General features: G+C 73.0%; 22 protein-coding genes. 11 read left to right on the top strand and 11 right to left on the bottom strand.

Features of this window, described 5'->3' with window-relative positions; all coding sequences use genetic code 11:
* Window positions 1-48: 48 nt before the first annotated feature.
* The 7 genes from FS793_RS11775 to FS793_RS11805 form a co-directional block, all read right to left on the bottom strand.
* On the bottom strand, window positions 49-558 hold the full coding sequence (locus FS793_RS11775; RefSeq protein WP_144720696.1) for a twin-arginine translocase TatA/TatE family subunit: 510 nt from the start codon (window positions 556-558) through the stop codon (window positions 49-51).
* Window positions 555-1,340, bottom strand: a complete 786-nt coding sequence (gene tatC / locus FS793_RS11780) for a twin-arginine translocase subunit TatC (RefSeq protein ID WP_144720697.1) — start codon at window positions 1,338-1,340, stop codon at window positions 555-557. Before tatC ends, FS793_RS11775 begins: the two co-directional genes overlap by 4 nt.
* On the bottom strand, window positions 1,337-1,546 hold the full coding sequence (locus FS793_RS11785) for a twin-arginine translocase TatA/TatE family subunit (RefSeq protein ID WP_144720698.1): 210 nt from the start codon (window positions 1,544-1,546) through the stop codon (window positions 1,337-1,339). The genes tatC and FS793_RS11785 overlap by 4 nt, the downstream gene beginning before the upstream one ends.
* 36 nt (window positions 1,547-1,582) lie before the next feature.
* Complete coding sequence (locus FS793_RS11790; RefSeq protein WP_144720699.1) at window positions 1,583-2,569, bottom strand: intradiol ring-cleavage dioxygenase; 987 nt, start codon at window positions 2,567-2,569, stop codon at window positions 1,583-1,585.
* Between the two features lie 139 nt (window positions 2,570-2,708).
* The gene (locus FS793_RS11795; RefSeq protein ID WP_144720700.1) at window positions 2,709-3,356 is read right to left on the bottom strand and encodes a response regulator; all 648 of its coding nucleotides are present in this window, start codon (window positions 3,354-3,356) and stop codon (window positions 2,709-2,711) included.
* Window positions 3,353-4,828 carry a sensor histidine kinase gene (locus FS793_RS11800; RefSeq protein ID WP_186329479.1) on the bottom strand — a complete coding sequence of 492 codons (1,476 nt, stop codon included), beginning with the start codon at window positions 4,826-4,828 and terminating at the stop codon, window positions 3,353-3,355. Before FS793_RS11800 ends, FS793_RS11795 begins: the two co-directional genes overlap by 4 nt.
* 156 nt (window positions 4,829-4,984) lie before the next feature.
* Complete coding sequence (locus FS793_RS11805) at window positions 4,985-5,950, bottom strand: NADP-dependent oxidoreductase (protein ID WP_260980136.1); 966 nt, start codon at window positions 5,948-5,950, stop codon at window positions 4,985-4,987.
* 67 nt (window positions 5,951-6,017) lie between these two features.
* Between FS793_RS11805 and FS793_RS11810 the strand changes: the two genes are divergently transcribed.
* On the top strand, window positions 6,018-6,710 hold the full coding sequence (locus FS793_RS11810) for a DUF998 domain-containing protein (RefSeq protein ID WP_144720702.1): 693 nt from the start codon (window positions 6,018-6,020) through the stop codon (window positions 6,708-6,710).
* 13 nt (window positions 6,711-6,723) lie between these two features.
* On the opposite strand, the gene FS793_RS11815 is transcribed toward FS793_RS11810, so the two are convergent.
* Together FS793_RS11815 and FS793_RS11820 are read right to left on the bottom strand one after the other, a co-directional pair.
* The gene (locus FS793_RS11815) at window positions 6,724-7,464 is read right to left on the bottom strand and encodes an alpha/beta hydrolase (RefSeq protein ID WP_144720703.1); all 741 of its coding nucleotides are present in this window, start codon (window positions 7,462-7,464) and stop codon (window positions 6,724-6,726) included.
* Window positions 7,465-7,477: 13 nt separating this feature from the next.
* Window positions 7,478-8,089: a YqaJ viral recombinase family protein gene (locus FS793_RS11820; RefSeq protein ID WP_186329480.1), complete on the bottom strand. Its 612-nt coding sequence runs from the start codon at window positions 8,087-8,089 to the stop codon at window positions 7,478-7,480.
* 183 nt (window positions 8,090-8,272) lie between these two features.
* Between FS793_RS11820 and FS793_RS11825 the strand changes: the two genes are divergently transcribed.
* The 10 genes from FS793_RS11825 to FS793_RS11870 all read left to right on the top strand — a co-directional run bounded on the left by FS793_RS11825 (window position 8,273) and on the right by FS793_RS11870 (window position 18,819).
* On the top strand, window positions 8,273-8,764 hold the full coding sequence (locus FS793_RS11825) for a PaaI family thioesterase (protein WP_144720705.1): 492 nt from the start codon (window positions 8,273-8,275) through the stop codon (window positions 8,762-8,764).
* A 220-nt stretch (window positions 8,765-8,984) separates the two neighbouring features.
* A complete protein-coding gene (locus tag FS793_RS11830) occupies window positions 8,985-9,728 on the top strand; it encodes a response regulator transcription factor (protein ID WP_144720706.1) in 744 nt (247 codons plus the stop codon).
* 10 nt (window positions 9,729-9,738) lie between these two features.
* Window positions 9,739-11,253: a sensor histidine kinase gene (locus FS793_RS11835; RefSeq protein ID WP_144720707.1), complete on the top strand. Its 1,515-nt coding sequence runs from the start codon at window positions 9,739-9,741 to the stop codon at window positions 11,251-11,253.
* Window positions 11,254-11,457: 204 nt separating this feature from the next.
* Window positions 11,458-13,083, top strand: coding sequence for an LPXTG cell wall anchor domain-containing protein (locus tag FS793_RS11840; RefSeq protein WP_144720708.1), 1,626 nt, complete (start codon window positions 11,458-11,460; stop codon window positions 13,081-13,083).
* Window positions 13,084-13,361: 278 nt separating this feature from the next.
* On the top strand, window positions 13,362-13,880 hold the full coding sequence (gene rplJ / locus FS793_RS11845; RefSeq protein WP_092505147.1) for a 50S ribosomal protein L10: 519 nt from the start codon (window positions 13,362-13,364) through the stop codon (window positions 13,878-13,880).
* A 27-nt stretch (window positions 13,881-13,907) separates the two neighbouring features.
* Window positions 13,908-14,294 (top strand): 50S ribosomal protein L7/L12, encoded by a 387-nt coding sequence (gene rplL / locus FS793_RS11850; protein WP_092505149.1) that lies wholly within the window; start codon window positions 13,908-13,910, stop codon window positions 14,292-14,294.
* Between the two features lie 98 nt (window positions 14,295-14,392).
* A complete protein-coding gene (locus FS793_RS11855; protein WP_144720709.1) occupies window positions 14,393-15,022 on the top strand; it encodes a DUF1684 domain-containing protein in 630 nt (209 codons plus the stop codon).
* Window positions 15,023-15,059: 37 nt separating this feature from the next.
* A complete protein-coding gene (locus FS793_RS11860; RefSeq protein ID WP_186329481.1) occupies window positions 15,060-15,797 on the top strand; it encodes an MBL fold metallo-hydrolase in 738 nt (245 codons plus the stop codon).
* Window positions 15,798-15,908: 111 nt separating this feature from the next.
* Window positions 15,909-17,159 (top strand): kynureninase, encoded by a 1,251-nt coding sequence (locus tag FS793_RS11865; RefSeq protein WP_144720711.1) that lies wholly within the window; start codon window positions 15,909-15,911, stop codon window positions 17,157-17,159.
* Between the two features lie 214 nt (window positions 17,160-17,373).
* On the top strand, window positions 17,374-18,819 hold the full coding sequence (locus tag FS793_RS11870) for a cryptochrome/photolyase family protein (protein ID WP_144720712.1): 1,446 nt from the start codon (window positions 17,374-17,376) through the stop codon (window positions 18,817-18,819).
* Between the two features lie 231 nt (window positions 18,820-19,050).
* Here the strand turns inward: FS793_RS11870 and FS793_RS11875 are convergent, their stop codons facing one another.
* The gene (locus FS793_RS11875; protein ID WP_144720713.1) at window positions 19,051-20,121 is read right to left on the bottom strand and encodes an ABC transporter ATP-binding protein; all 1,071 of its coding nucleotides are present in this window, start codon (window positions 20,119-20,121) and stop codon (window positions 19,051-19,053) included.
* A complete protein-coding gene (locus tag FS793_RS11880; protein WP_144720817.1) occupies window positions 20,118-20,963 on the bottom strand; it encodes an ABC transporter permease in 846 nt (281 codons plus the stop codon). Before FS793_RS11880 ends, FS793_RS11875 begins: the two co-directional genes overlap by 4 nt.

Here is a 20,963-nt window from a genome sequence, read left to right on the forward strand (position 1 = left end):
ACGCATGAAGGGCCCCGCCAGTCGGCGGGGCCCTTCGTCGTCCCGGCGTCAGGCGACGGAGGCGTCGGCCGAGCGATCGGATGCGGAGGTCGCAGCCTGCCCGGCGGTCGGCTCGGCCTGTGGCTCGATGGGCTCGACGACGCGGATGCGGCGGGGGTGCCCCGACGATCCGCCGGCGGCGACCCAGCGCGTGCGCGTCGCGACCGCGGGCGCGGGCTCGCCCGTCTCGGCGGGCTCGGCCCGGTCGGCCGGCTCGACCGTGGCGCCGTCGCTGCCGACGTCGTCGGGCATGGGATGCGCGACGCGTGCGACGGCAGGCTCGGCGAGCGCCTCGCGCACGATGCGGCGCGGGTCGTAGCGCTGCACCTCGCGCTGCCACTCGTCGGCACGCACCCCCAGATCGGTCTCGGCCCGAGCTCGGGCCGCGTCGACGAAGGCGCGCAGCCCGTGCGCCCAGGCGCCGAGACGCTCGGCGTAGGCGGGAAGACGCGTGGGTCCGAGCACGAGCGCGGCCACGACCAGCACGACGACGAGCTTCTCGAGGCTGACGCCGATCATGCGAGCGCCCCCTCGCGGTCGGGCGCATCCGCGTGCGCGCGTCGGGCGGCGCGACGGTCGTGCAGCCACGCGATGCCGAGCGCGGCCGCCCACAACGCCGTCATGGGCAGTGCGACGAGCAGCATCGAGAGCACGTCGGCGGCCGGGGTCGCGAGGGCGCTGAAGACGACGATCGCGACGACGCACACGCGCCAGCCGCGCGCGAGGGTGGCGGCGGAGAGCACGCCGAGCGCGTTGAGCAGCACGATGACGACGGGCAGCACGAACGCGACGCCCGTGGCGACGACGACCTTCAGCACGAAGTCGACGTAGGTCGAGGCGAGCAGCACGGTGGTGTCGCCCTCGCCCGCGAAGCCCGCGAGCAGCTCGACCATGTGCGGGAAGAGCGCGAGGCCCGTGGCGCAGCCGGCGGCGAAGAGCGGCACGGCGGCAGCGATCGTGCCGAGCGCCGCTCGACGCTCGCGTCGCGTGAGGCCGGGCCCGACGTAGCGCACGGCCTCGACGAGCCACCACGGCGCGGCGAGCACGATGCCGGCGAGCACGGCGATGCGCAGCCGCAGGTCGAACGCACCCGTCACGGAGTCGTAGTTGAGGCTCGCGTCGCGCGTCTGCGCGATCTCGAGGATCGGCGCACGCAGCACGTCGAGCACGGCATCCGACAGCAGGTACCCGACCACGACGGCGACGGCGAACGCGATCGTCGACCGCACGAGCCCCGCGCGCGCGTCGCGCAGATGCTGCCCGAGCGTGAGGCGCGGAGCGTCGGCGGTCGTCGCGGTCACGGTCGTGCGGTGGTGGATGCGGCGGAGGCGTCGGCGTCGGCCGTCGCATCCTCGGTGGAGCGCGCCGGCTCGGCGACCTCGCGCTTGAGGATCGAGACCGACTGGCCGACGCTGCGCGCGAGGGCGGGCAGGCGCGTGGCGCCGAAGACGAGCAGGATGACGGCGAGCACGACGAGGGCGTGCCAGCCCGTGAGGCCTTGCAGCATGGGGTTCTCCTTGGGTGCGGGGTGGTTCGATCGGGGTCAGGGTCGGCCGGGTCCGCCGCCCGAGCCGCCGGGGGCTGCGCCGCCGGTGGGCTCGGTCGCGGTGTCGACGCGCACGACGAGCGACGCGGCGTAGCCGGAGGTCGCGTCGCCCGAGATGGTGGCCATCTGCAGCGCGGCGGAGTCCTCGCCGAAGACGTTGTCGCTCGCGAGGGTGATCTGCGCGAGGTTCTGCGCCGACGACGGGTAGTCGGACAGCTGGTACACCTCGTCGAGCACGTCCTGCGGGAAGGCGAGCTGCGAGGTGGCGATGGCATTGCCGGCGTCGTCGATCGACGCGAGGTCGGGGTAGACCTCGAAGTGGATGTGCGTCCACCGGCCCGAGTAGCACCCGGGTACGATCGACGTGAAGGTCACGCGACCGGAGGCATCCGCCACCTGCACGCCGCGCAGCCACGACTCGTCCTCGACCCCGTCGGAGTACATCGAGTAGCGCCCCTGCGCGTCGCAGTGCCACGCGTAGACCGCGACGCCGGCGAAGGCGGCGTCGCCGTTCGCCATGTCGGTGATCGTGAGGGTGAAGTCGAGCGGCACGCCGGGCACGGGGTCGTCGACGCCGATGCTCGAGCGGATGTCGGCGCGCTCGATGCCGGACTCGGCGAGCACGTCGGGGCCGTTGGAGCCGTCGCCCGGGTACGGGCCGGCGGTCTCGTCGGGGATCTCCGCCGACGGCAGCGTGAGCGTGGACGTGCTGGGGCTCGCGGACGCGGACTCGGTGGGCGTCGCGCTCGTCGCGGGCGTCGACGACGATGACGACGTGGCGGAGCCGGTGCTCGTGCACGCGGCGAGCACGGTCGCACCGACGCCGAGACCTGCGAGGCCCAGCACGGCACGCCGCGTCATGAGCGTGCGCACGTCGAACGCGGGGCCCTGGTCGACGACCTCCTCGTCGGGGCGGTCGAGCAGTCGGCCCTCGTAGGCCGGGCCGTCGGGGGTCTGGTCGGGATCGGGGATGCCGGTCGCCATGGGATGCCTCCTCCATCGGTGCCGCACCGGTGCGGTGCGGCGATGGAGTCCAGCATCCGCGCGGGGCACTCGCGGACCACTGGAGGCGCATTCACGCTTCGTGAGAGGTCCGGCCGGCTGGCGGGGAGCCTTCCGCCGCCTACTGCACCAGGCGGTGCTCGTACGCGAACGCGACGAGCTGGATGCGCGACGCGAGCCCCAGCTTCGACAGGATCGCGCGCATGTGCGTCTTCACCGTCGTCTCGGCGACGTAGAGCTCCGCGCCGATCTCGGCGTTCGACCGACCCTTCGCGGCGAGGGCGAACAGCTCGCGCTCGCGATCGGTGAGGGTCGCGAGCACCGACCAGTCGGGCTGCGGGCGCACGATCGCGGCGGCCCGCAGCAGGTCGAACGTCTCGGCGGGAGCGATGACCTGCTGCCCGTCGACGACGGCGCGGATCGCCTGCGCGAGGAACTCGGGCCGTGCATCCTTGAGCAGGAATCCGCTCGCGCCGGCGCGGATGGCGTCGAGCACGGCGCGGTCGTGCCGCACGGTCGTGAGCACGACGACGTGCGGCGGCGGCTCGGGATGCTCGGAGCGGAGGAGCCGCGTCGCCGTGATGCCGTCGACGACGGGCATGCGGATGTCCATGAGCACGACGTCGGGCCGGGCCTCGCGGCACACGGCGAGCGCCTCGGCGCCGTCGGCGGCGGTGCCGACGACCTCGAAGCCCTCCTGCGCCTCGAGGATCATGCGCATCCCGTCGACGAACAGGGCCTGGTCGTCGACGACGACGATGCGGATCACGCGCGACCGTCGACGGGCGGCTCGGGTGCGGCGGCGTCCGGCGACGAGAGCCCGCCTGGCTCACCCAGCTGCACCCGACGTGCATTCGCCTCGCCCCACGTCGCGGCCGGCGTGGGCATCGTGGGCGGCGCGGGCATCGGGCCGGTCGGCGCCTCGCCCCACCACGCGGGCTGCGCCGCCGCCGAGCCGTCGACGGCCGGGTTCGGGAGCCTCTGCGCGGAGCCGATCGGCGGCACGGGGCCGATGGTCGGCACGGGGCCGATGGTCTGCACGGGCACGGTCGGCAGCTGATCCTCGCCGAGGATCGTCGAGCCGAGCGTCTCGGGCTCGTACGGCAGGTACGCCGTCACGACGAACCGGTCGCCATCGGCGTCGACGTCGACCCATCCGCCCGCCTGCTTCGCGCGCTCGTGCATGCCGGTGATGCCTCGACCGATCGGGCCGAGCGCCTCGCGCTCGCGGATGGGGGAGGACACCGCGAGCGACAGGCCCGGGCCCGTCCACGACAGCGTCACGACGGCGTCGACGTCGGGGCCGCCGTGGCGCAGCGCGTTCGTGAGCGCCTCCTGCACGATGCGGTACGCGGCGATGCCGCCGATGCGCGGCAGGTGCCCGTGCCGACCGGCGTCGTGGAAGGTCACGGTGGGCCCGGCCGAGCGCGTCTGGTCGATGAGCGCGGGGATGTCCTCGATCGTCGGCTGCGGGCGCCGCGCGTCGTCGTCGACGCGCTCGAGCAGCTGGCGCACCTCGACGAGCGCGAGGCGCGCGGTGTCGGAGATCGTGGTCAGCACGGGGTCGATGCGCTCGGGATGCTCGGCGTGCGTGAGCCGCAGCCCCTCGGCCTGCGCCGCGAGCACCGCGAGCGAGTGCGCCATGACGTCGTGGAAGTCGTGCGTGAGGTCGGCGCGCAGCCGCTCGTCGCGCAGCTCGGACTCGACGACGACCGTGCGCGCCTGCACCGTCGACCTCTCGCGCTCTGCGCGCACGGCATCGAAGAAGGCGCGGAGGCCGAAGGGCACGGCCCAGGTGAGGATGCCGACGATCGTGAAGCCCACGACGACGCCCGGGTCGATGGCGTAGGAGCCGTAGCTCGCGTTCCAGGCACTGGCGATCGCCGCGCGGACGAGGCCGCTGAGGAGCGCGACGCAGACGATGAGCCCGCCGACGTAGAGGCGCCAGCGCATCGGCTCGAGGTCGAAGACCGCGATCGCGGCGGTGAGCGCTGCGATGAGCGCGGGCCCCGAGAACGCCCCACCCCACGGCGCATCCGACAGCACGGCGACCGGCACCGCGATGGCGGCGACGAGGAGCGCCCATCGCGGCCACTGGCGGGACACGGCGAGCGCCGCGCATGCGATGAACATCGCGGGGATCTGCTGGAAGACGCTGAGCGCGGTGGAGAGGAACGCCACGACGGCGATCGCAGCGGGCCACCATCGCGCTGCGAGCGCCAGGAATCGGGTGAGCGTCATGCTCGTCACGCTAGCCCCGCATCCGGCGCATCCCCCGGGATCGCGCGCGCATCTCATCCCTGGGGAGGAGCGGGTCGTCCCGCCGGGTGCCTGCGGCATCCGTGGGCTCGCTTCGCGGCTCGCTCCGCTCGCACCGCACCGAGCGGTCTCGGGCGATCACCGCACCGACAGCACGACCTTGCCCCGCGCGTGGCCCGTCTCGACGCGCTCGAACGCGGCGACGGCGTCGTCGAGCCGGTGGATGGCGTCGATGCGCACGCGCACGTCGCCCGCCTCGATGAGGCGACCGACGATGCCGAGGTTCGCGCCATCGGGCTCGACCCGCACGCCCGTCGACCGCATGCCGGCGGCGGCGCACGCCTCGGCGTATCCGGGCCAGGATCCTGTGGGCACGTTGACGTACAGCCCGCCCGACCGCAGCACGGCGAGCGAGCGCGACCCGGTGTCGTCGTGCACGTCGCCGACGAGGTCGATGACGACGTCGACCTTGGCGGTCGCCTCCTCGAAGCGCTGGCGCGCATGATCGACGACCTCATCGGCGCCGAGCTCGCGCAGGAAGTCGAGGTTGGCCTCGGATGCCGTGGCGACGACGCGCGCGCCGAAGTACTTCGCGAGCTGCACGGCGAAGTGGCCGACGCCGCCGGCCCCGGCGTGCACGAGCACGCGCTGGCCGCCGTGCGCGCGCGCGACGCGCACGACCGCATCCCACGCCGTCAGCGCCGCGAGCGGCACCGCAGCCGCCTCCTCCCACGTGAGCGACGTGGGCTTGCGCGCGAGGCAGATCGACGACACCGCCACCTGCTCGGCGAACGAGCCCCAGCCGCGCGCCGGACTCGCCATGCCGAACACGGCATCCCCGGGCTGCAGGTCGTGCGTCTCGTACGCGGCCTCGGCGACGGTGCCGGCGAGGTCGTGCCCGCCGACCCAGGGGAACCGTTGGATGCCGGCGGCCGTGCCTCCGCCCGCGCGGGTCTGCACGTCGATGGGATTGATGCCGGCTGCACGCACGTCGACGAGCACCTCGGACATGAGCCGCACGGGCGCGGCGACCTCCCCGACGCGGGCGACGCTCGCCGGACCGTGCTCGTCGATGAGCACCGCGCGCATGGTGGGAGTCTCCATGTCGCGAACCTATCCACGCGGTGTGACACCGACGTTTCCATCGTGCATCGATCGGTAGCCTGGCTGGATGCACTCCGCGCGCGCCTCCCGGGCCGACCGCATCGTCGGCGTGCTCGCCGTGCTCGCCCTCGTCGCGGGCACCGTGATCATCGGCACGCAGCGCGCCCGGTACGAGCGGTTCCTGTACATCTCCGAGCTCGGCGCCGTGTACATGCGCTCGGAGGAATGGTTCCGGTGGGGCTTCGTCCTCGTCGTCGTGGGCATCGCCCTCGTCGCGTGGGTCGTGCGCGACGTGCGCTCGCGCGGCCGCGTGCTCGACCGGTGGCGGCCCGCGATCTCGCTGGTGCTGTCGGCGGCGTGGTTCCTCGTCGCCTCGCAGGTCAACTGCACCGACGGCTGCCCCGCGCCGTTCACGCGCGACTCCACGCCGCGCGACGCCGTGCACATCGCGGCGGCGGTGCTGGGATTCGCGGCGGGCGCGTGGGCGATGCTGCAGCTCGCGACCGCTGCGGATCGGTGGATGCGGCGCATCTCGGCCGTCGGCGGGGTGCTCGTGGCGAGCATCGCCGCGGCAGGTGGCCTCATCTCGCTCGCGCGCGGCAACACCGACGTCGGCTCGACCCTCGAGTACGTCGCGGCGGCCATCGGCGTCGCGTGGCTCGTGACCGTGACGGTCGTGCACCTGTGGCAGGGCCCGGCGACCATCGTCGTCGAGGGCGGCGCGGCCGAGCCCGAGCGCGAGCCGGTCGACGCGACCTGAGCGGACGCCGGCGTCAGAGCCCGGTGAGGAACGAGCCGAGCTGCTCGCGGTACCAGGCCATGACGGCCGCGGCCCCGTCGTCGCGCGCCGGCGACACGAGCATGCGGCAGCCGAGCCCCGCGCTCCACTCCTCGGCGACGTGCAGCGGATGCACGGGGTCGCGCGGGCTCGCGAGCACGACGGATGCGACGCCGAGCGAGGCGAGCTCGCCCGGCGCGTAGGCGCGGTTGCGGGGGATCTCGAGCAGTCGCACGCGGCGCTCCCATGCGAGCGGCTGCGTCACCTGCGTCTCGAGGGCGTCGGCACCGACGGGCGAGACGCCCCGCACGGCGTCGTAGGCGCCCGAGGCGCGCAGCGCGGCGAGCGAGCGCCTGGGTCCGTGGCGCTCGAGCAGCTCGGCGATGACGGGGAAGACCGCGAGGTTCGCAGGAAGCGACTCGTGCGTGAACGACGGGCGCTGGAAGGCGACGCGGTCGATGGCGAACCGGCCGGACAGGGCGATGCGCACCCCGATCGCGGCGCCCAACGAGGTGCCGACGATCGACACGGGCGATCCGTCGTGCTCGGCGGCGAGCGCATCCGCGCACTCGCTCGCGAGGGACTCGAGCGCGAAGTCGTCGCCGTCGCCCAGCAGCGTGCTCGCACCGTGCGCGCGCAGGTCGGGGGCGACGACGTGGCTGCGCAGGTCCTTCGGCAGGTATGCGAGGGCGTTGGCGCGCGAGCCCCCGAGGCCGTGCAGGGCGAGGATCGTCACCGAGGCACCCGGCTCAGGCGGCGAGCAGCTCGAAGAGCCGGTCGGCGGTCGCGACGAGGCGGGCGATCTCGGCGTCGTCGCGCTCGACCCACTGGTAGCGCGGTGGCCCGACGGGCACGTACTCGTCGTGCTGCTCCCACACGAACAGCGTGCGCTCGGCGCCCAGCACGTGCTGCTGCCACCAGATCTGCCGCAGGTAGGGCCTGGGGATGCGCGTGAGGTCCTTCATGGACGTCTTGATCTCGGCGAGCACGAGACCGTCGTCGGCGACGCCGTCGGGCGTCGCGAGATGGCGGCGGTCGTCGACGGCGTGGAAGAGCGCGTTCGACGGCGCGATCGAGAAGTGGTCGGACACCCAGCGCGCGATGTGCGGCTCGCGGTCGCGGCCGTGCTGCGTCGCGGCGTTGCCCGAGAACCACGGGCCTCGGCCGCGCTTCTCCATGACGACGGCGGCGATCGACCGCTCGGTCGTCATCTTGGCGACGTCGGTCGCCGTCACGCCCTGCGCGCGGGCCCGGAGCCAGGCGATGCGATCGCTCGAGCGGCAGAGGATGCGGTCGAGGTGCGACGGCGGCGCCACCGGCGCGACGACCTCGTCGAAGAGGTCGAGCACGGGGTGGTCCATGGCATCCATCGTCGCACCGACGACCCACGGCGACGAACGCACGCGCCGAGGCGCGCGGACGCGAGCGTCAGCGATCCGCGGGCGACCGAGCGCGTCCCCCGCCGGCACGCGTGACACGCGCGGCGGTCGCGGTGCGACGCCGGCGATGGGGGAGCGCACGGACGCCGGGGCTAGCCTCGGCGCATGGTGGAGCGTCGCGCGGAGATCGCATGGACGGATCCCGACGATGCGCTCGGAACCCTGGGTCGCATGTCAGGGCTCGACTACCTGCTGGGCATCATGCGCGGCACCGTGCCGCAGATGCCGATCCTCAGCGCGTGGGGCATCGACCTCGTCGGCGCCGAGCCCGGCCGCGTCGAGCTGCGCGCCGAGCCGGCCCAGATGCTCTACAACCAGGTCGGCACGGTGCACGGCGGCTTCACGAGCACGCTGCTCGACACGGCGTGCGGCCTCGCGGGCTTCTCGACGCAGCCCGCCGGTCAGATGTACACGTCGATGGATCTCGCAGTGCGCTTCCTGCGTCCCGTGCTCGCCGGCGACGCCGTGCGCGCGGTCGGCGAGGTCGTGAAGCCCGGACGCAAGGTCATCGCGACCGAGGCGCGCCTGCTCGACGCGCGGGGGCGCATCCTCGCGACGGCGACGAGCGGCCTGCTCGTGCTGCCCGTCGACCGCTGAGCCCGGGAGGCGCGGCGCGGCGCCGCGGCACCTCGTGCACGCGCATGCCGGGCGCGAGCGGCAGCGCGTCGAGCACCGCCTGCAGTCGTGCCGAGCGCACCATGCGCCCACCGGAGGGACTTCGACCGACGGCGCAGACCTGTGATCCATCCACGGCGCATAGGAACGACATAGGATGGCGCATGTCCGCCGCATAGGCCGCTCTGGCTGGATGGAGAGCATGATGGACACCGCTCAGCAGCAGCTCCGGGCGCAGCCGCGCCTCACGAGGCCCGATGGCTCGCCCATCCGGGTGCTCGTCGTCGACGACGAGCAGTCGCTCGCCGACCTCGTCGCCATGGGCCTCAAGTACGAGGGCTGGGAGATCAAGACCGCGGCCAACGGCCAGCAGGCGCTGCAGGCGGTGCGCGAGTTCCGCCCCGACGCGGTCGTGCTCGACATCATGCTCCCCGACTTCGACGGCCTCACGGTGCTGCAGCGCATGCGCTCCGCAGGCTTCGACGTCCCCGTGCTCTTCCTCACCGCGAAGGATTCGCTCGACGACCGCGTCGCGGGCCTCACCGCCGGTGGCGACGACTACGTCACGAAGCCGTTCGGCCTCGAGGAGGTCGTGGCACGACTGCGGGGCCTCATCCGCCGCACGGCCGCGACGGCCGAGGAGTCGAGCGTGCTCTGGGTCGGCGACCTCATGATGGACGAGGACTCGTACGAGGTGCAGCGAGGCGGCACGCCCGTCGAGCTCACCGCCACCGAGTTCGAGCTGCTGCGCTACCTCATGCGCAACCCGCGCCGCGTGCTCTCGAAGGCGCAGATCCTCGACCGCGTGTGGTCGTACGACTTCGGCGGGCGCGCGAGCGTCGTCGAGCTCTACATCTCGTACCTGCGCAAGAAGATCGACACGCTCGGCGAGCCGATGATCCACACGGTGCGCGGCGTCGGCTACCAGCTGCGCGCAGCGCAGTGACGGCCGCGCGGTGACGACGGCGCCGGCGCAGTCGGCATCGGATGCGCCGGCCCGCACACGCGTCACCTCGCGATGGTCGCTGCGGCGACGACTGCTCGTGGCGGTCGTCGCCGCCTTCGTGCTGCTGACCTCGTGCATCGCGCTCGCGAGCGTGCTCGCGATGCGCGGCGTGCTGACGACCCAGCTCGACGACCAGATCAAGGGGTCGATGCGTGCGGTCGCGGGCCTGCTGAGCGGCACCCAGCTGCAGACCGCTCCCGCTGCGGATGGCGGCATCGATCCCGGCACGACCTATGCATTGGTCGTCGACGGCGACGTCCTGCAGGCGGCGACGCTGTCGAGCGACGGCAGGAGCCTCACGGTCTCCGACGAGAACCTCGACCGGCTCATCGATGCGGCGGTCGTCGACACGTGCCAGACGGCATCGCTGCGCGACGGCCTCGGCGACCTCCGCGTGTGCACGGTCGGCACGGTCGACCAGCTCGGTCAGCCCAACGGCGTGCTGCTCGTCGCGTCTCCGTTGCGCGGCACCTATCAGACCCTCCTCGCCCTCTCGTTCGTCATCGCGGTCTCGGTCTTCGTCGCGGCGCTCGCGCTCGTCGCGCTCGGCGACGTGCTCATCCGTCGCGCGCTGCGGCCGCTCACGTCGGTCATCGTCACGACCGAGCGCATCTCGCAGCTGCCGCTCGACACGGGCGAGGTGCAGATGTCGAACCGCGTGCGCGTCTCCGACCCCGCGACGGAGGTCGGGCGCGTGACCGAGAGCGTCAACCGCATGCTCGAGCACATCGAGTCGTCGCTCGAGGCCCGCGCCGCGTCGGAGCGCAAGGTGCGGCAGTTCGTCGCGGATGCGTCGCACGAGCTGCGCACGCCGCTCGCGGCGGTGCAGGGCTACGCCGAGATCACGCGCAAGCACGACACGTCGCTCTCCGACGACGCGAGGGAGTCGCTCGGGCGCATCGAGGCGGCGGCGCACCGCATGTCGTCGCTCGTCAACGACCTGCTGCTGCTCGCCCGCCTCGACGAGGGCACCGAGATCGACCGGGGCACGGTCGACCTCTCGCTGCTCGTGATCGACGCCGTCGCGGATGCGCAGGCGGCCGGCCCCGACCATCCCGTCGCGCTCGAGCTGCCCGAGGAGCCCGTCGAGGTCGTCGGCGACCTCATGCGCCTGCAGCAGGTCGTCGCGAACCTGCTCGCGAACGCGCGCATCCACACGCCGCCCGGCACGCACGTGGAGGCGCGGCTGGGCGTCGATGGAGATGCGGCGGTGCTCGAGGTGGCCGACGACGGCCCGGGCGTGCCCGCCGAGCTGCAGGCGACGCTGTTCGAGCGCTTCGTGCGTGGCGACGCCTCGCGCTCTCGTGCCGCGGGGTCGAGCGGGCTCGGGCTCGCGATCGTGCGCGCGATCATGACGGCGCACGGCGGCTCGATCGACATGCGCAGCGAGCCGGGCGACACGGTCTTCACGCTGCGGCTGCCGCTCGTGGAGGACGCGCTCGCGACCGCGCCCGACGGGGACTGACGGCCTCGGTCGTCGCGCCAGCGACGGACCGACGTCGGCGCCCCGCCGTCGACGCGTCACGGGTCTCGCGCGCATGCGGCTGCGACCGGCCGCAACTGAATCTTGCTCAATCCCCAGCGCGCACATATGCTCCTGCTAGGCCGACCCTGTCGGCACCGTGCAGCGGCCAGGCCGCGCGCGTCCTCCCGACTCTGAGGCGATGCCATGCCCCGTCCCCTGCGCCGCGCGATGTCCGCCGGCCTCGTCACCCTCCTGGCCACCGCGGGGGTGGTCGGCCTCGGTGCATCCGTCGCGTCGGCCGACTCCACGCAGACCTTCAGCGGCACCCTGCAGGCCGGCGATGGCACCTGGCAGCGGCCGAACAGCTGCGTCGACCCCACTCCGCGGTGGGACACGGACGAGGTGCCGAGCCAGTACTACGACGCGCAGACCTTCACGGTGCCCGAGTCGGGTGGCTACGAGCTCGAGATGACCGCGCACTCGATCGCGAACGACGCCGAGGAGGAGGGTGCGGACGGCTACTTCTACCTGTACGAGGGCGGCTTCGACCCCGCGAACACTGCTGCTGGCTGCATCACGCAGAACGATGACGGCACGGGGACCCTGCGGCCGCTGATCGAGGCGAACCTGCAGGCCGGCGTGACGTACACGCTCGTCACGACGCAGTACTTCAATCCGGCGAACGAGTCCGTGTACTCCTACGCGACCGAGATCCGTGGCCTCTACCTCGGCGTGACCCTCGAGCTGAGCGCCGAGCAGGCCCGCGTCTTCAGCATGAGCGAGCCCGTCGACCTGCTCGCGTCCTTCTCCGAGCCGGTCGTCGGCTTCGACGCGGACGACGTGTCGGTCTCCGGCCCCGGGGCCGTCGACGTGACGGTCAGCGGCTCGGGTGCCGACTACGCGATCGAGCTCAGCGCGCCCACGGTGTACGGCACCTACCGGATCAGCGTCGGCCGCGGCGCTGCAGTCTCCATCGAGACGGAGGAGGCGTCGCAGCCGTCGCAGGAGGTCTCGGTCGTCTACGCCGAATCCATCCCGACGCCCACCGTCACGGTGACGGGCATGACGACGATCGTCGCTGAGCCCGCCGTCTTCCAGATCGAGTTCTCCGAGCCCGTCGAGGGTCTCGAGTCCTCCGACGTCGTCGTCGGCGGCACGGCGGGCGCGACGACCGTCGAGCTTGCCGGCGAAGGTGCGCTGTACACCGTCACGGTCACGGGCTTCGCGCAGGCGGGCACCGTCGAGGTCTCCGTGCCCGAGGGCGCGGCGTACGCCGTGCTCCCCGGGGGCGAGGGCCCCGATGTGCGCGTGCCGAGCGCGGCGTCGAACACGGCGACCATCACCTACGCTCCGATCGTCGCAGAGGCTCGGCCCACGGTCACCGTCGAGCAGGCGGCCGGTCAGGCCGACCCGACGTCGACCCTCCCCGTCGCATTCGACGTCACGTTCTCCGAGCCGATCGATGGCCTCGAGACGACCGACGTGCAGCTCGGCGGCACGGCCGGCTCCACGCGCGTCGCCGTCGAAGCGCTCGCAGGCGAGGCGCCCAACACCTCCTACCGCGTGACGGTGCTCGACGCTGCGCGCGCCGGCACCATCTCCGTCTCGATCCCCGCCGGCGCGGTGGTCGACCAGGCCGGCCTGGGCAACCTGCCGTCGACCTCGGTCGACAACGTGGTGACCTATGCCGTCGCCGCCCCTCCGGCCGCGAGCGCGGGTGGCACGCTGCCGCAGACGGGCGCCGCACCCGGGTGGCTGCTCGCCGCCGCCGCGATGCTGCTCGTCGCGACGGGCGCCGTCGCCGTGCGCAGGTCCGCGGTGCGCGTCTGACGCACTGCACGGTCACGGGGCCGGGTGCCGCTCGCGCGGTGCCCGGCCCCTGTCCATCTGCCTGCGAGTTGCGGCGACCGGCCCCGTCCGTCTATGGTTGGCACATACCCAAGACCGCTGGTCATCGGCGTGCGCCCAGGCGCTCGACGACGAAGGTGGATCCGACAGGATCCCGGCCCGCGCAGGTGTGAATCCCCGAGAAGGGGCCGAGCTCCGTGCGCATGCGCCGGAGCTCCTTTCGTTTTCTCCGTCGGACCAGCATCCGATCAAGGAGCACCATGGCGAACAAGGAGACTGCGGTCGCCGAGCTCTCGAACCTGTTCGAGACCTCGTCGGCTGTCCTGCTCACCGAGTATCGCGGGCTCACGGTCGCGCAGCTGAAGACGCTGCGTCGATCGATCTCCGAGCACGCAACCTACGCCGTGGTGAAGAACACGCTCACGAAGATCGCCGCCAACAAGGCTGGCATCTCGGCGTTCGACGACAGCCTCCAGGGGCCGTCGGCGATCGCCTTCGTGCACGGCGACCCCGTCGCCGTCGCGAAGTCGCTGCGTGACTTCGCCAAGGCGAACCCTCAGCTCGTGGTCAAGAACGGCTACTTCGACGGTAGCCCGCTGACCGCTGAGGACGTCACCAAGCTCGCCGAGCTCGAGTCGCGGGAGGTGCTGCTGGCGAAGCTGGCCGGTGCCTTCAAGGCCTCGCTGTTCGGTGCGGCGTACATGTTCCAGGCGCCCCTCGCGCAGGCGGCTCGCACCGTCGACGCGCTTCGGGCCAAGCAGGAGTCCGCGGCCGAGTAGGCTGCGGCGGAATCACAGGAGATAGAGATGGCAAAGCTGTCCACCGAGGAGCTGCTCGAGCAGTTCAAGGGCCTCACGCTCATCGAGCTGAGCGAGTTCGTCAAGGCGTTCGAGGAGACCTTCGAGGTCACCGCCGCCGCCCCCGTCGCCGTCGCCGCAGCCCCCGCTGCCGGTGGTGCTGACGCTCCGGCCGAGGAGGAGAAGACGGAGTTCGACGTCGTCCTCGAGGCCGCCGGCTCGGCGAAGATCCAGGTCATCAAGGTCGTGCGTGCGCTCACGTCGCTCGGCCTCGGCGAGGCCAAGGCTCTCGTCGATGGCGCTCCCGCCAACGTGCTCGAGGGCGCGAAGAAGGAGGACGCCGAGAAGGCCAAGGCCGACCTCGAGGAGGCCGGCGCGACGGTGACCGTCAAGTAGTCACCTCGTTCCTCGCGAAGCCCCGCACCGACTCGTTCGGTGCGGGGCTTCGTGCATCCGCGGGGCGGCGGCGACGGCGCGCGTCGTACGCTCGACGGATGCAGCCCACGGACGTCGTCGACTGGCGCCGCCGCGTCTTCGCGATCTACGCCGCCGTGCGTGACGCGGCGTCGCCCGAGGCCGGGCACGCCGTCTGGTCGCGCGAGCGCGACGTGCTGCTGCGCACGCATCCCGCGTCGCCCGTGCCCGAGTCCGAGCGTGCAGGCCTCGGCGGCGCCGACGTCGCGCCGTACGACGCCGCGTGGCGCTTCGAGTGCGCGCTCGAGCCGGCGGACGGGATGCGCTGGGACGTCGAGACGGGCACGGACGGGGTCGTGCCGTTCGAGCGCTGGGCGACGGCGCGGCTGCCCGGCGTGGGCACGCTCGACGTCTGGCGCCTGCGCTCGTACGGTGGCGGTCTGTTCGTGCCCGTGCGCGACGAGCTCGCGGGGCGCGATGGCGGCACCTACGGCGGCGGCCGCTACCTGATCGACACGGTGAAGGGCGCCGACCTCGGCGGTGCCGACGGCACGCTCGTGCTCGACCTCAACTTCGCCTACGCGCCGTCGTGCGCCTACGACCCGGCGTGGGCGTGCCCGCTGCCGCCCGTCGGCAACCGCGTCGCCGTGCCGATCCCGGTGGGGGAGCGGCATCCGCTGCTGCGTTCGGATGGGGAGATCGGGGCATGACGACGCGAGGACTGCCGCTCGGGTTCGGGGAGGGCGCATGACCCTCGAGATCGTGCAGGTCGCGCCCGGCGTGCTCGTCGTGACGCTGCCGGAGGCGGCGATGAACGCCGTGCTCGTCGTCGACGGCGGCGAGGTGCTCGTGGTCGACGTCGGGGCGACGCCGAGCCGCGGTGCCGAGCTGCGCGCGCTCGCGGAGCGGCACGGTCGCGTCGTCGCGGTCGTCGTCACGCATCCGCATTGGGATCACGTCTTCGGGCTCGGCGCGTTCGCCGACGTTCCGAGCCACGCGCATCCCGCGACCATCGTCGACCTGCGCGAGACCGGCATCGCGCAGCGCGACGCGCTCATCGCGTTCGCGACGGACCCGGTGCCTGCCTGGCTGGGAACGTTCGTCCCGCCGCTGCCGACGCATCCCGTCGCCGCGCCGACGACCGTGCGCGTCGGAGGGCTCGACGTCGTGCTCGACCCCGTCGGGCACGCGCACACCGTCGGCGATCTCGCGCTGCACGTGCCCGCCTTGGGCGTGAGCATGCTCGGCGACCTCGTCGAGGTCGGCGACCCGCCGCAGCTGCACGACGCCGACCTCGCCGGGTGGGTCGCGGCGCTCGATCGTCTCGCGCCCGCCCTGCAGCCGATCGTGCTGCCAGGCCACGGTGCGGCGACGACGCCCGCGTTCGTGGCCGCGCAGCGCGACCTGCTCGCAGCCGGGCTCGCGCATCTGCGCGGAGCAGGTCCTGCACCCGAGGGTCTCGACCTCACGCAGCTGCCCGGCTGAGCCTCGCCGGACGTGCGACATGTGCACGTGAGCGGGCCGGCATCCGGCATGCGGGTCCGCCGACCCGCTGACGTGCACATCACCCACGCGTCGCCACGGCAGGATCGACGCATGGACCTCACGCTCGAGCATGCCCGCGCCCGCGACGCCGCCGATCCGCTCGCCGCGCACCGCGATCGGTTCGTGCACGCCGACGACACGATCTACCTCGACGGCAACTCGCTCGGGCGCCTGCCGCGCGCGACCCCGCACGTGCTCGTCGACGTCGTCGAGCAGCAGTGGGGAGCCGGCCTCATCCGCTCGTGGCCGCGGTGGCTCGAGGATGCGCGCGCGACGGCCGACCTGCTCGGCGAGGTCGTGCTCGGCGTCGCGCCCGGGCAGGTGCTCGTGGGCGACTCGACGACCGTGAGCCTGTACCGCCTCGCCGTCGCTGCCGTGCGGGCGCGGCCGGGCCGCACGCGCATCCTCGTGGAGGCCGACGCCTTCCCGACCGACCTGTACGTGCTCGACGGCGTCGCGCGCGACCACGGGCTCGAGCTCGTGCGCATCGAGGCGCCGATCGACGACGGCGTGCGTGCCGAGCATCTCGCGCCGCTGCTCGACGAGACCGTCGCGCTCGTGTGCCTCAGCCAGGTGCACTACCGATCGGGGGCGCTGCTCGACCTCGCCGGGCTCACGGCGCTCGCGCACGACGTCGGCGCGCTCACGCTCTGGGACCTGTGCCACTCGGCCGGATCCGTCGAGGTGCCGCTCGCCGCATCCGGCGCCGACATCGCGGTCGGCTGCACGTACAAGTACCTGAACGCCGGGCCGGGTGCGCCCGCATTCTCGTACGTGCGGGCCGACCTGCTGCCGTCGCTGCGGTCGCCCATCCAGGGATGGTTCTCGCAGGCCGACCAGTTCGCGATGGCGCCCGACTACGACCCCGTCGCCGGCATCGACCGCATCGCCGCCGGCACGCCCGACGTGCGTGGCATCGCCGCCGTGCGCGAGGGCGTGCGCACGATCGAGGCCGCCGGGGTGGTGGCCCTGCGCGCGAAGGGCGCGGCGCTCGGCGACCTCGCGATCGCGCTCGCCGACGCCTGGCTCGCGCCGCTGGGCTTCCGCGTCGCGAGCCCGCGGGATGCGTCGCTGCGCGGTGCGCACGTCGTGCTGGAGCATCCCGAGGCGTGGCAGGCGTGCCAGGCGTGGATCGACGCCGGCGTCATCCCCGACTTCCGCGCGCCCGACCGGGTGCGCATCGGCCTCGCGGCGTTGACGACGTCGTTCGAGGATGTGTGGGTGGGCCTCGACCGGCTGCGCACGATCGTCGCCGAGGGGCGCCACCTCGACTACCCGACGGAGCGCGGCCGCGTGACCTGAGCCGGGGTGCGCGGTTCGTCGATTGGTCCAGTTCTGGACCGATCGACCGGGCGACCCCTACAGGACGTGGCCAATCGGCGCGGGAAGTGGCCAATCGGCGCGGGAAGTGGCCAATCGGCGGGGACCACTCGACGCGCCAGCGCAAGTCGATGCATGCGGCGTGCGGCGCTTGCGAGGATCGAGGCATGCGGATGCGTGGACGCGGAGACGACCGATGAGGGCGGCCCTCGTGCTCGGCACGCAGCTGCTGCCGCATCATCCGCTCGTCGACGATCCGGACACCGACCTGGTGCTCGTCGTCGAGTCGGCGGCGCTGTTCGAGCGGCTGCCGTACCACCAGATCAAGATCGCCTTCCTGCTCGCCGCGATGCGGCACCACGTGGCCGAGCTGCGCGGGCGCGGCATCCGCGTCGAGACGGTCCGGCTCGACGACGACCTGTCGTTCGCCGACGGGATCTCGGCGCTCGTGCGACGCCACGACGTCACCGAGCTGCGATGGATGCGCGCTGCGGATCGCGGCACCGACGACCGCATCCGCGCGACCTGCGAACGCCTCGGCATCGCCCACGACGCCGTCGCCGACGCCATGTTCCTCACGCCCGAGGAGGACGTCGACGCCTGGTACGCCGAGCACGAGCACGCGCGCATGGAGGACTTCTACCGCTGGCAGCGCCAGCGCACCGGCATCCTCATGCACGGCGACGGCCCGGCCGGCGGGCAGTGGAACTACGACCACGACAACCGCGAGCCCCTGCCGAAGGGCGGCATCGACGTGCCGGCCCTGCCCGAGCCGCGGCACGACGACCTCACGCGCCAGACGATCCAGGAGGTGCGCGAGCGATTCGCGGGCCATCCCGGCGACGCACGCGACCTGTGGCTGCCGGTCACGAGGCGCAGCGCCCTGCATTGGCTGCAGCGCTTCGTCGACGAGCGCCTGCCGCGATTCGGGCGCTACGAGGATGCGATGCACCGCGACGAGCCCGTGCTCTTCCACTCGGTGCTCACGCCCATGCTCAACGTGGGCCTGCTGCATCCGCAGGAGGTCGTCGATGCGGCGCTCGAGCGCGGCGGCGACGTGCCGCTCGCCTCGCTCGAGGGCTTCGTGCGCCAGATCGTCGGCTGGCGCGAGCACATGCGCGGCATGTACCGGGCGCATCCCGAGCTCGAGCACGCGAACGCGCTCGAGCTCGACCGCGAGCTCGAGGACTGGTGGTACACGCTCGACGACGTGCCGCTCACGCTGCCCGAGCCGGTGCGCGTCGTGCTGCAGCGCGTGCACGCCCTCGCGTACGCGCACCACATCGAGCGGCTCATGGTGCTGGGCAGCTGGATGCTCATGCAGGGCTACGCGCCGCGGTCGGTCAACCGGTGGTTCCTGTCGCTGTTCGTCGACGCCTATCCGTGGGTGATGGTGCCGAACATCATGGGCATGAGCCAGTTCGCCGACGGCGGCCTCGTCGGCACGAAGCCGTACGTGTCGGGCGGCGCCTACCTGCAGCGGATGGGTCGGTGGTGGTCGTCGGAGCGTGCGGCGCGCGAGTCGGCGTTCACCGATGCGTACTGGGCGTTCCTCGAACGGCACGAGGACGCGCTCGCCGGCAACCACCGCCTCGCCCAGCCGCTCGCCCAGATGCGGCAGCGACGGGCGGAGCGCGGCTGACGACTCAGCGCGCAGGACATGTGCACGTGAGCGAGCCGGCAGGGCCGCATGCGGGATGCCGGCTCGCTCAGGTGCACATCTCCCGACAAGGCGCGGCGAGATGTGCGCGGATCCCAGCCCTCGACGCGCTCAGCGTCGCGAGACCCGCGAGATCGCGCACATCTCACCGCGCCACCACGCGAGGCGGCCACGCAGCACGAGGCTGCGGGCCGCCGACGCGGACGCGACGAGTCAGGCCGCAGCGACCTCCCCGTGGTCGACGCTCGGCTCGACCACGACTGGCGCGCCCGTGAACGCGACGTGCACGGCGTCGCCGGGCTCGTGCACCTCGGAGGCATCGTGCTGCACGGCGACGATCGTGCCGTCGCCGAGGTCGACCGTCGTGCGGCGGATCGAGCCGAGGAACGCGCTCGTCACGACCGTCGCCGCGATGCCCGTCGCGGCGAGGCGCACGTGCTCGGGGCGCACGAGCGCGACGCCGGCGCCGAGCGCGGGGGCGCCGAGCACCGGCAGGCGCTCGCCGCGCACCGCGAACCCGTCGGCGTCCACGATCCCCGCGACGCGGTTCGACAGGCCCACGAAGTCGGCCACGAACGGGTTGGCGGGCGTGCGGTAGAGGTCCTCGGGGCTGCCGATCTGCTCGATGCGGCCCGCGCGCATGACGGCGACGCGGTCGGCGACCGCGAGGGCCTCCTCCTGGTCGTGCGTCACGAACACCGTCGTGATGCCGAGCTCCTGCTGGATGCGACGGATCTCGTCGCGCAGGCTCACGCGCACCTTGGCGTCGAGCGCCGACAGCGGCTCGTCGAGCAGCAGCAGACGCGGCCGCGTCACGATGGCGCGCGCGAGGGCCACGCGCTGCTGCTGGCCGCCCGAGAGCTCGTGCGCGAATCGCTCGCCCAGGTGCGCGAGGCCCACGAGCTCGAGGCCCTCGGCGACGCGCGTCTCGCGCTCGGCACGGCCGACGCCGCGCATCCGCAGGCCGTAGCCCACGTTCTGCGCCGCCGTCATGTGCGGGAAGAGCGAGTACGCCTGGAAGACGATGCCGATGTCGCGTCGCTCGATGGGCGTCGCCGACACGTCGACGCCGTCCATGAGGATCCGTCCCTCCTGGATGTCCTCGAGGCCCGCGAGGCAGCGCAGCGCCGTCGTCTTGCCGCAGCCCGACGGCCCGAGCAGCGCGACGAGCTCGCCCGGCGCGAGCGTGAGGTCGACGCTGTCGAGCGCCGTGTGGCTGCCGTACCGCTTCACGACCTGCTGCAGGTCGATCGTCGTGGCGGTCTGGGGGCGAGGAGCGGTCATGCGCGTGGGTCCTTCTTGGTCTTCGGCGCCTTCGGCTGCGTCGCGCGCGGCTGTCCGCCGCCCGCGATGGCGATCACGAGCAGCAGGACGAACGCGAACGCCAGCGCGACGAGCGACACGATCACGGATGCGTAGGCGTCCGCCTGCTGGATCTGCACGAGCGCCGTCTGCAGCACGATGCGGTTGAGGAGCGCCGCGATGGTGTACTCGCCGAGCACGATCGCGACGGTGAGGATGCACGCGGTGAGGATGCCGCGGCGGATGTTCGGCACGACGATCTCGACGAGCGTGCGCGTGAAGCCGGCGCCGAGCGAGCGCCCGGCCTCCGTGAGGGTGCCGACGTCGACGAGCCGCAGCTCGGCCTGGATCGCGCGGTACGCGAACGGCAGCGCGACGACGGCGTATGCGAGCGCGAGCGGCCACGCCGACGAGCCGACGACGCGCGCGATCGATGCGTAGACCGGCGCGAGGCCGACGACGAGCACGATGGCGGGGATCGAGATCGGCAGGATCGAGATCATCTCGAGCACGCGCTGCAGGCGCGGCACCCGCAGGCGCACGAGCACCATGGTCGGCACGAGGATCGCCACGATGAGCACGGCCGTCACGACCGACAGGCCGAGCGACACCGCGATGCCCTCGCCGAGCATCCGGTACGTGCGGCTGCCGGAGGCGAGGCCCTCGGCGAGCGCCGTCCACCGGTCGAAGGTGATGCCGTCGCGCGTGCGCAGCGTGAACTCGACCATCGCGACGATGGGGATGGCGAAGAGGGCGCCGACGACGCCGAGGATCGTCCAGCGCGCCCAGGGCGCGGGCGCGACGTCGGACGCGCGACGGCTCAT

The organism is Agrococcus jejuensis (genome assembly GCF_007679035.1).
In the GTDB taxonomy this organism is placed as follows: Bacteria; Actinomycetota; Actinomycetes; order Actinomycetales; family Microbacteriaceae; genus Agrococcus; species Agrococcus jejuensis_A.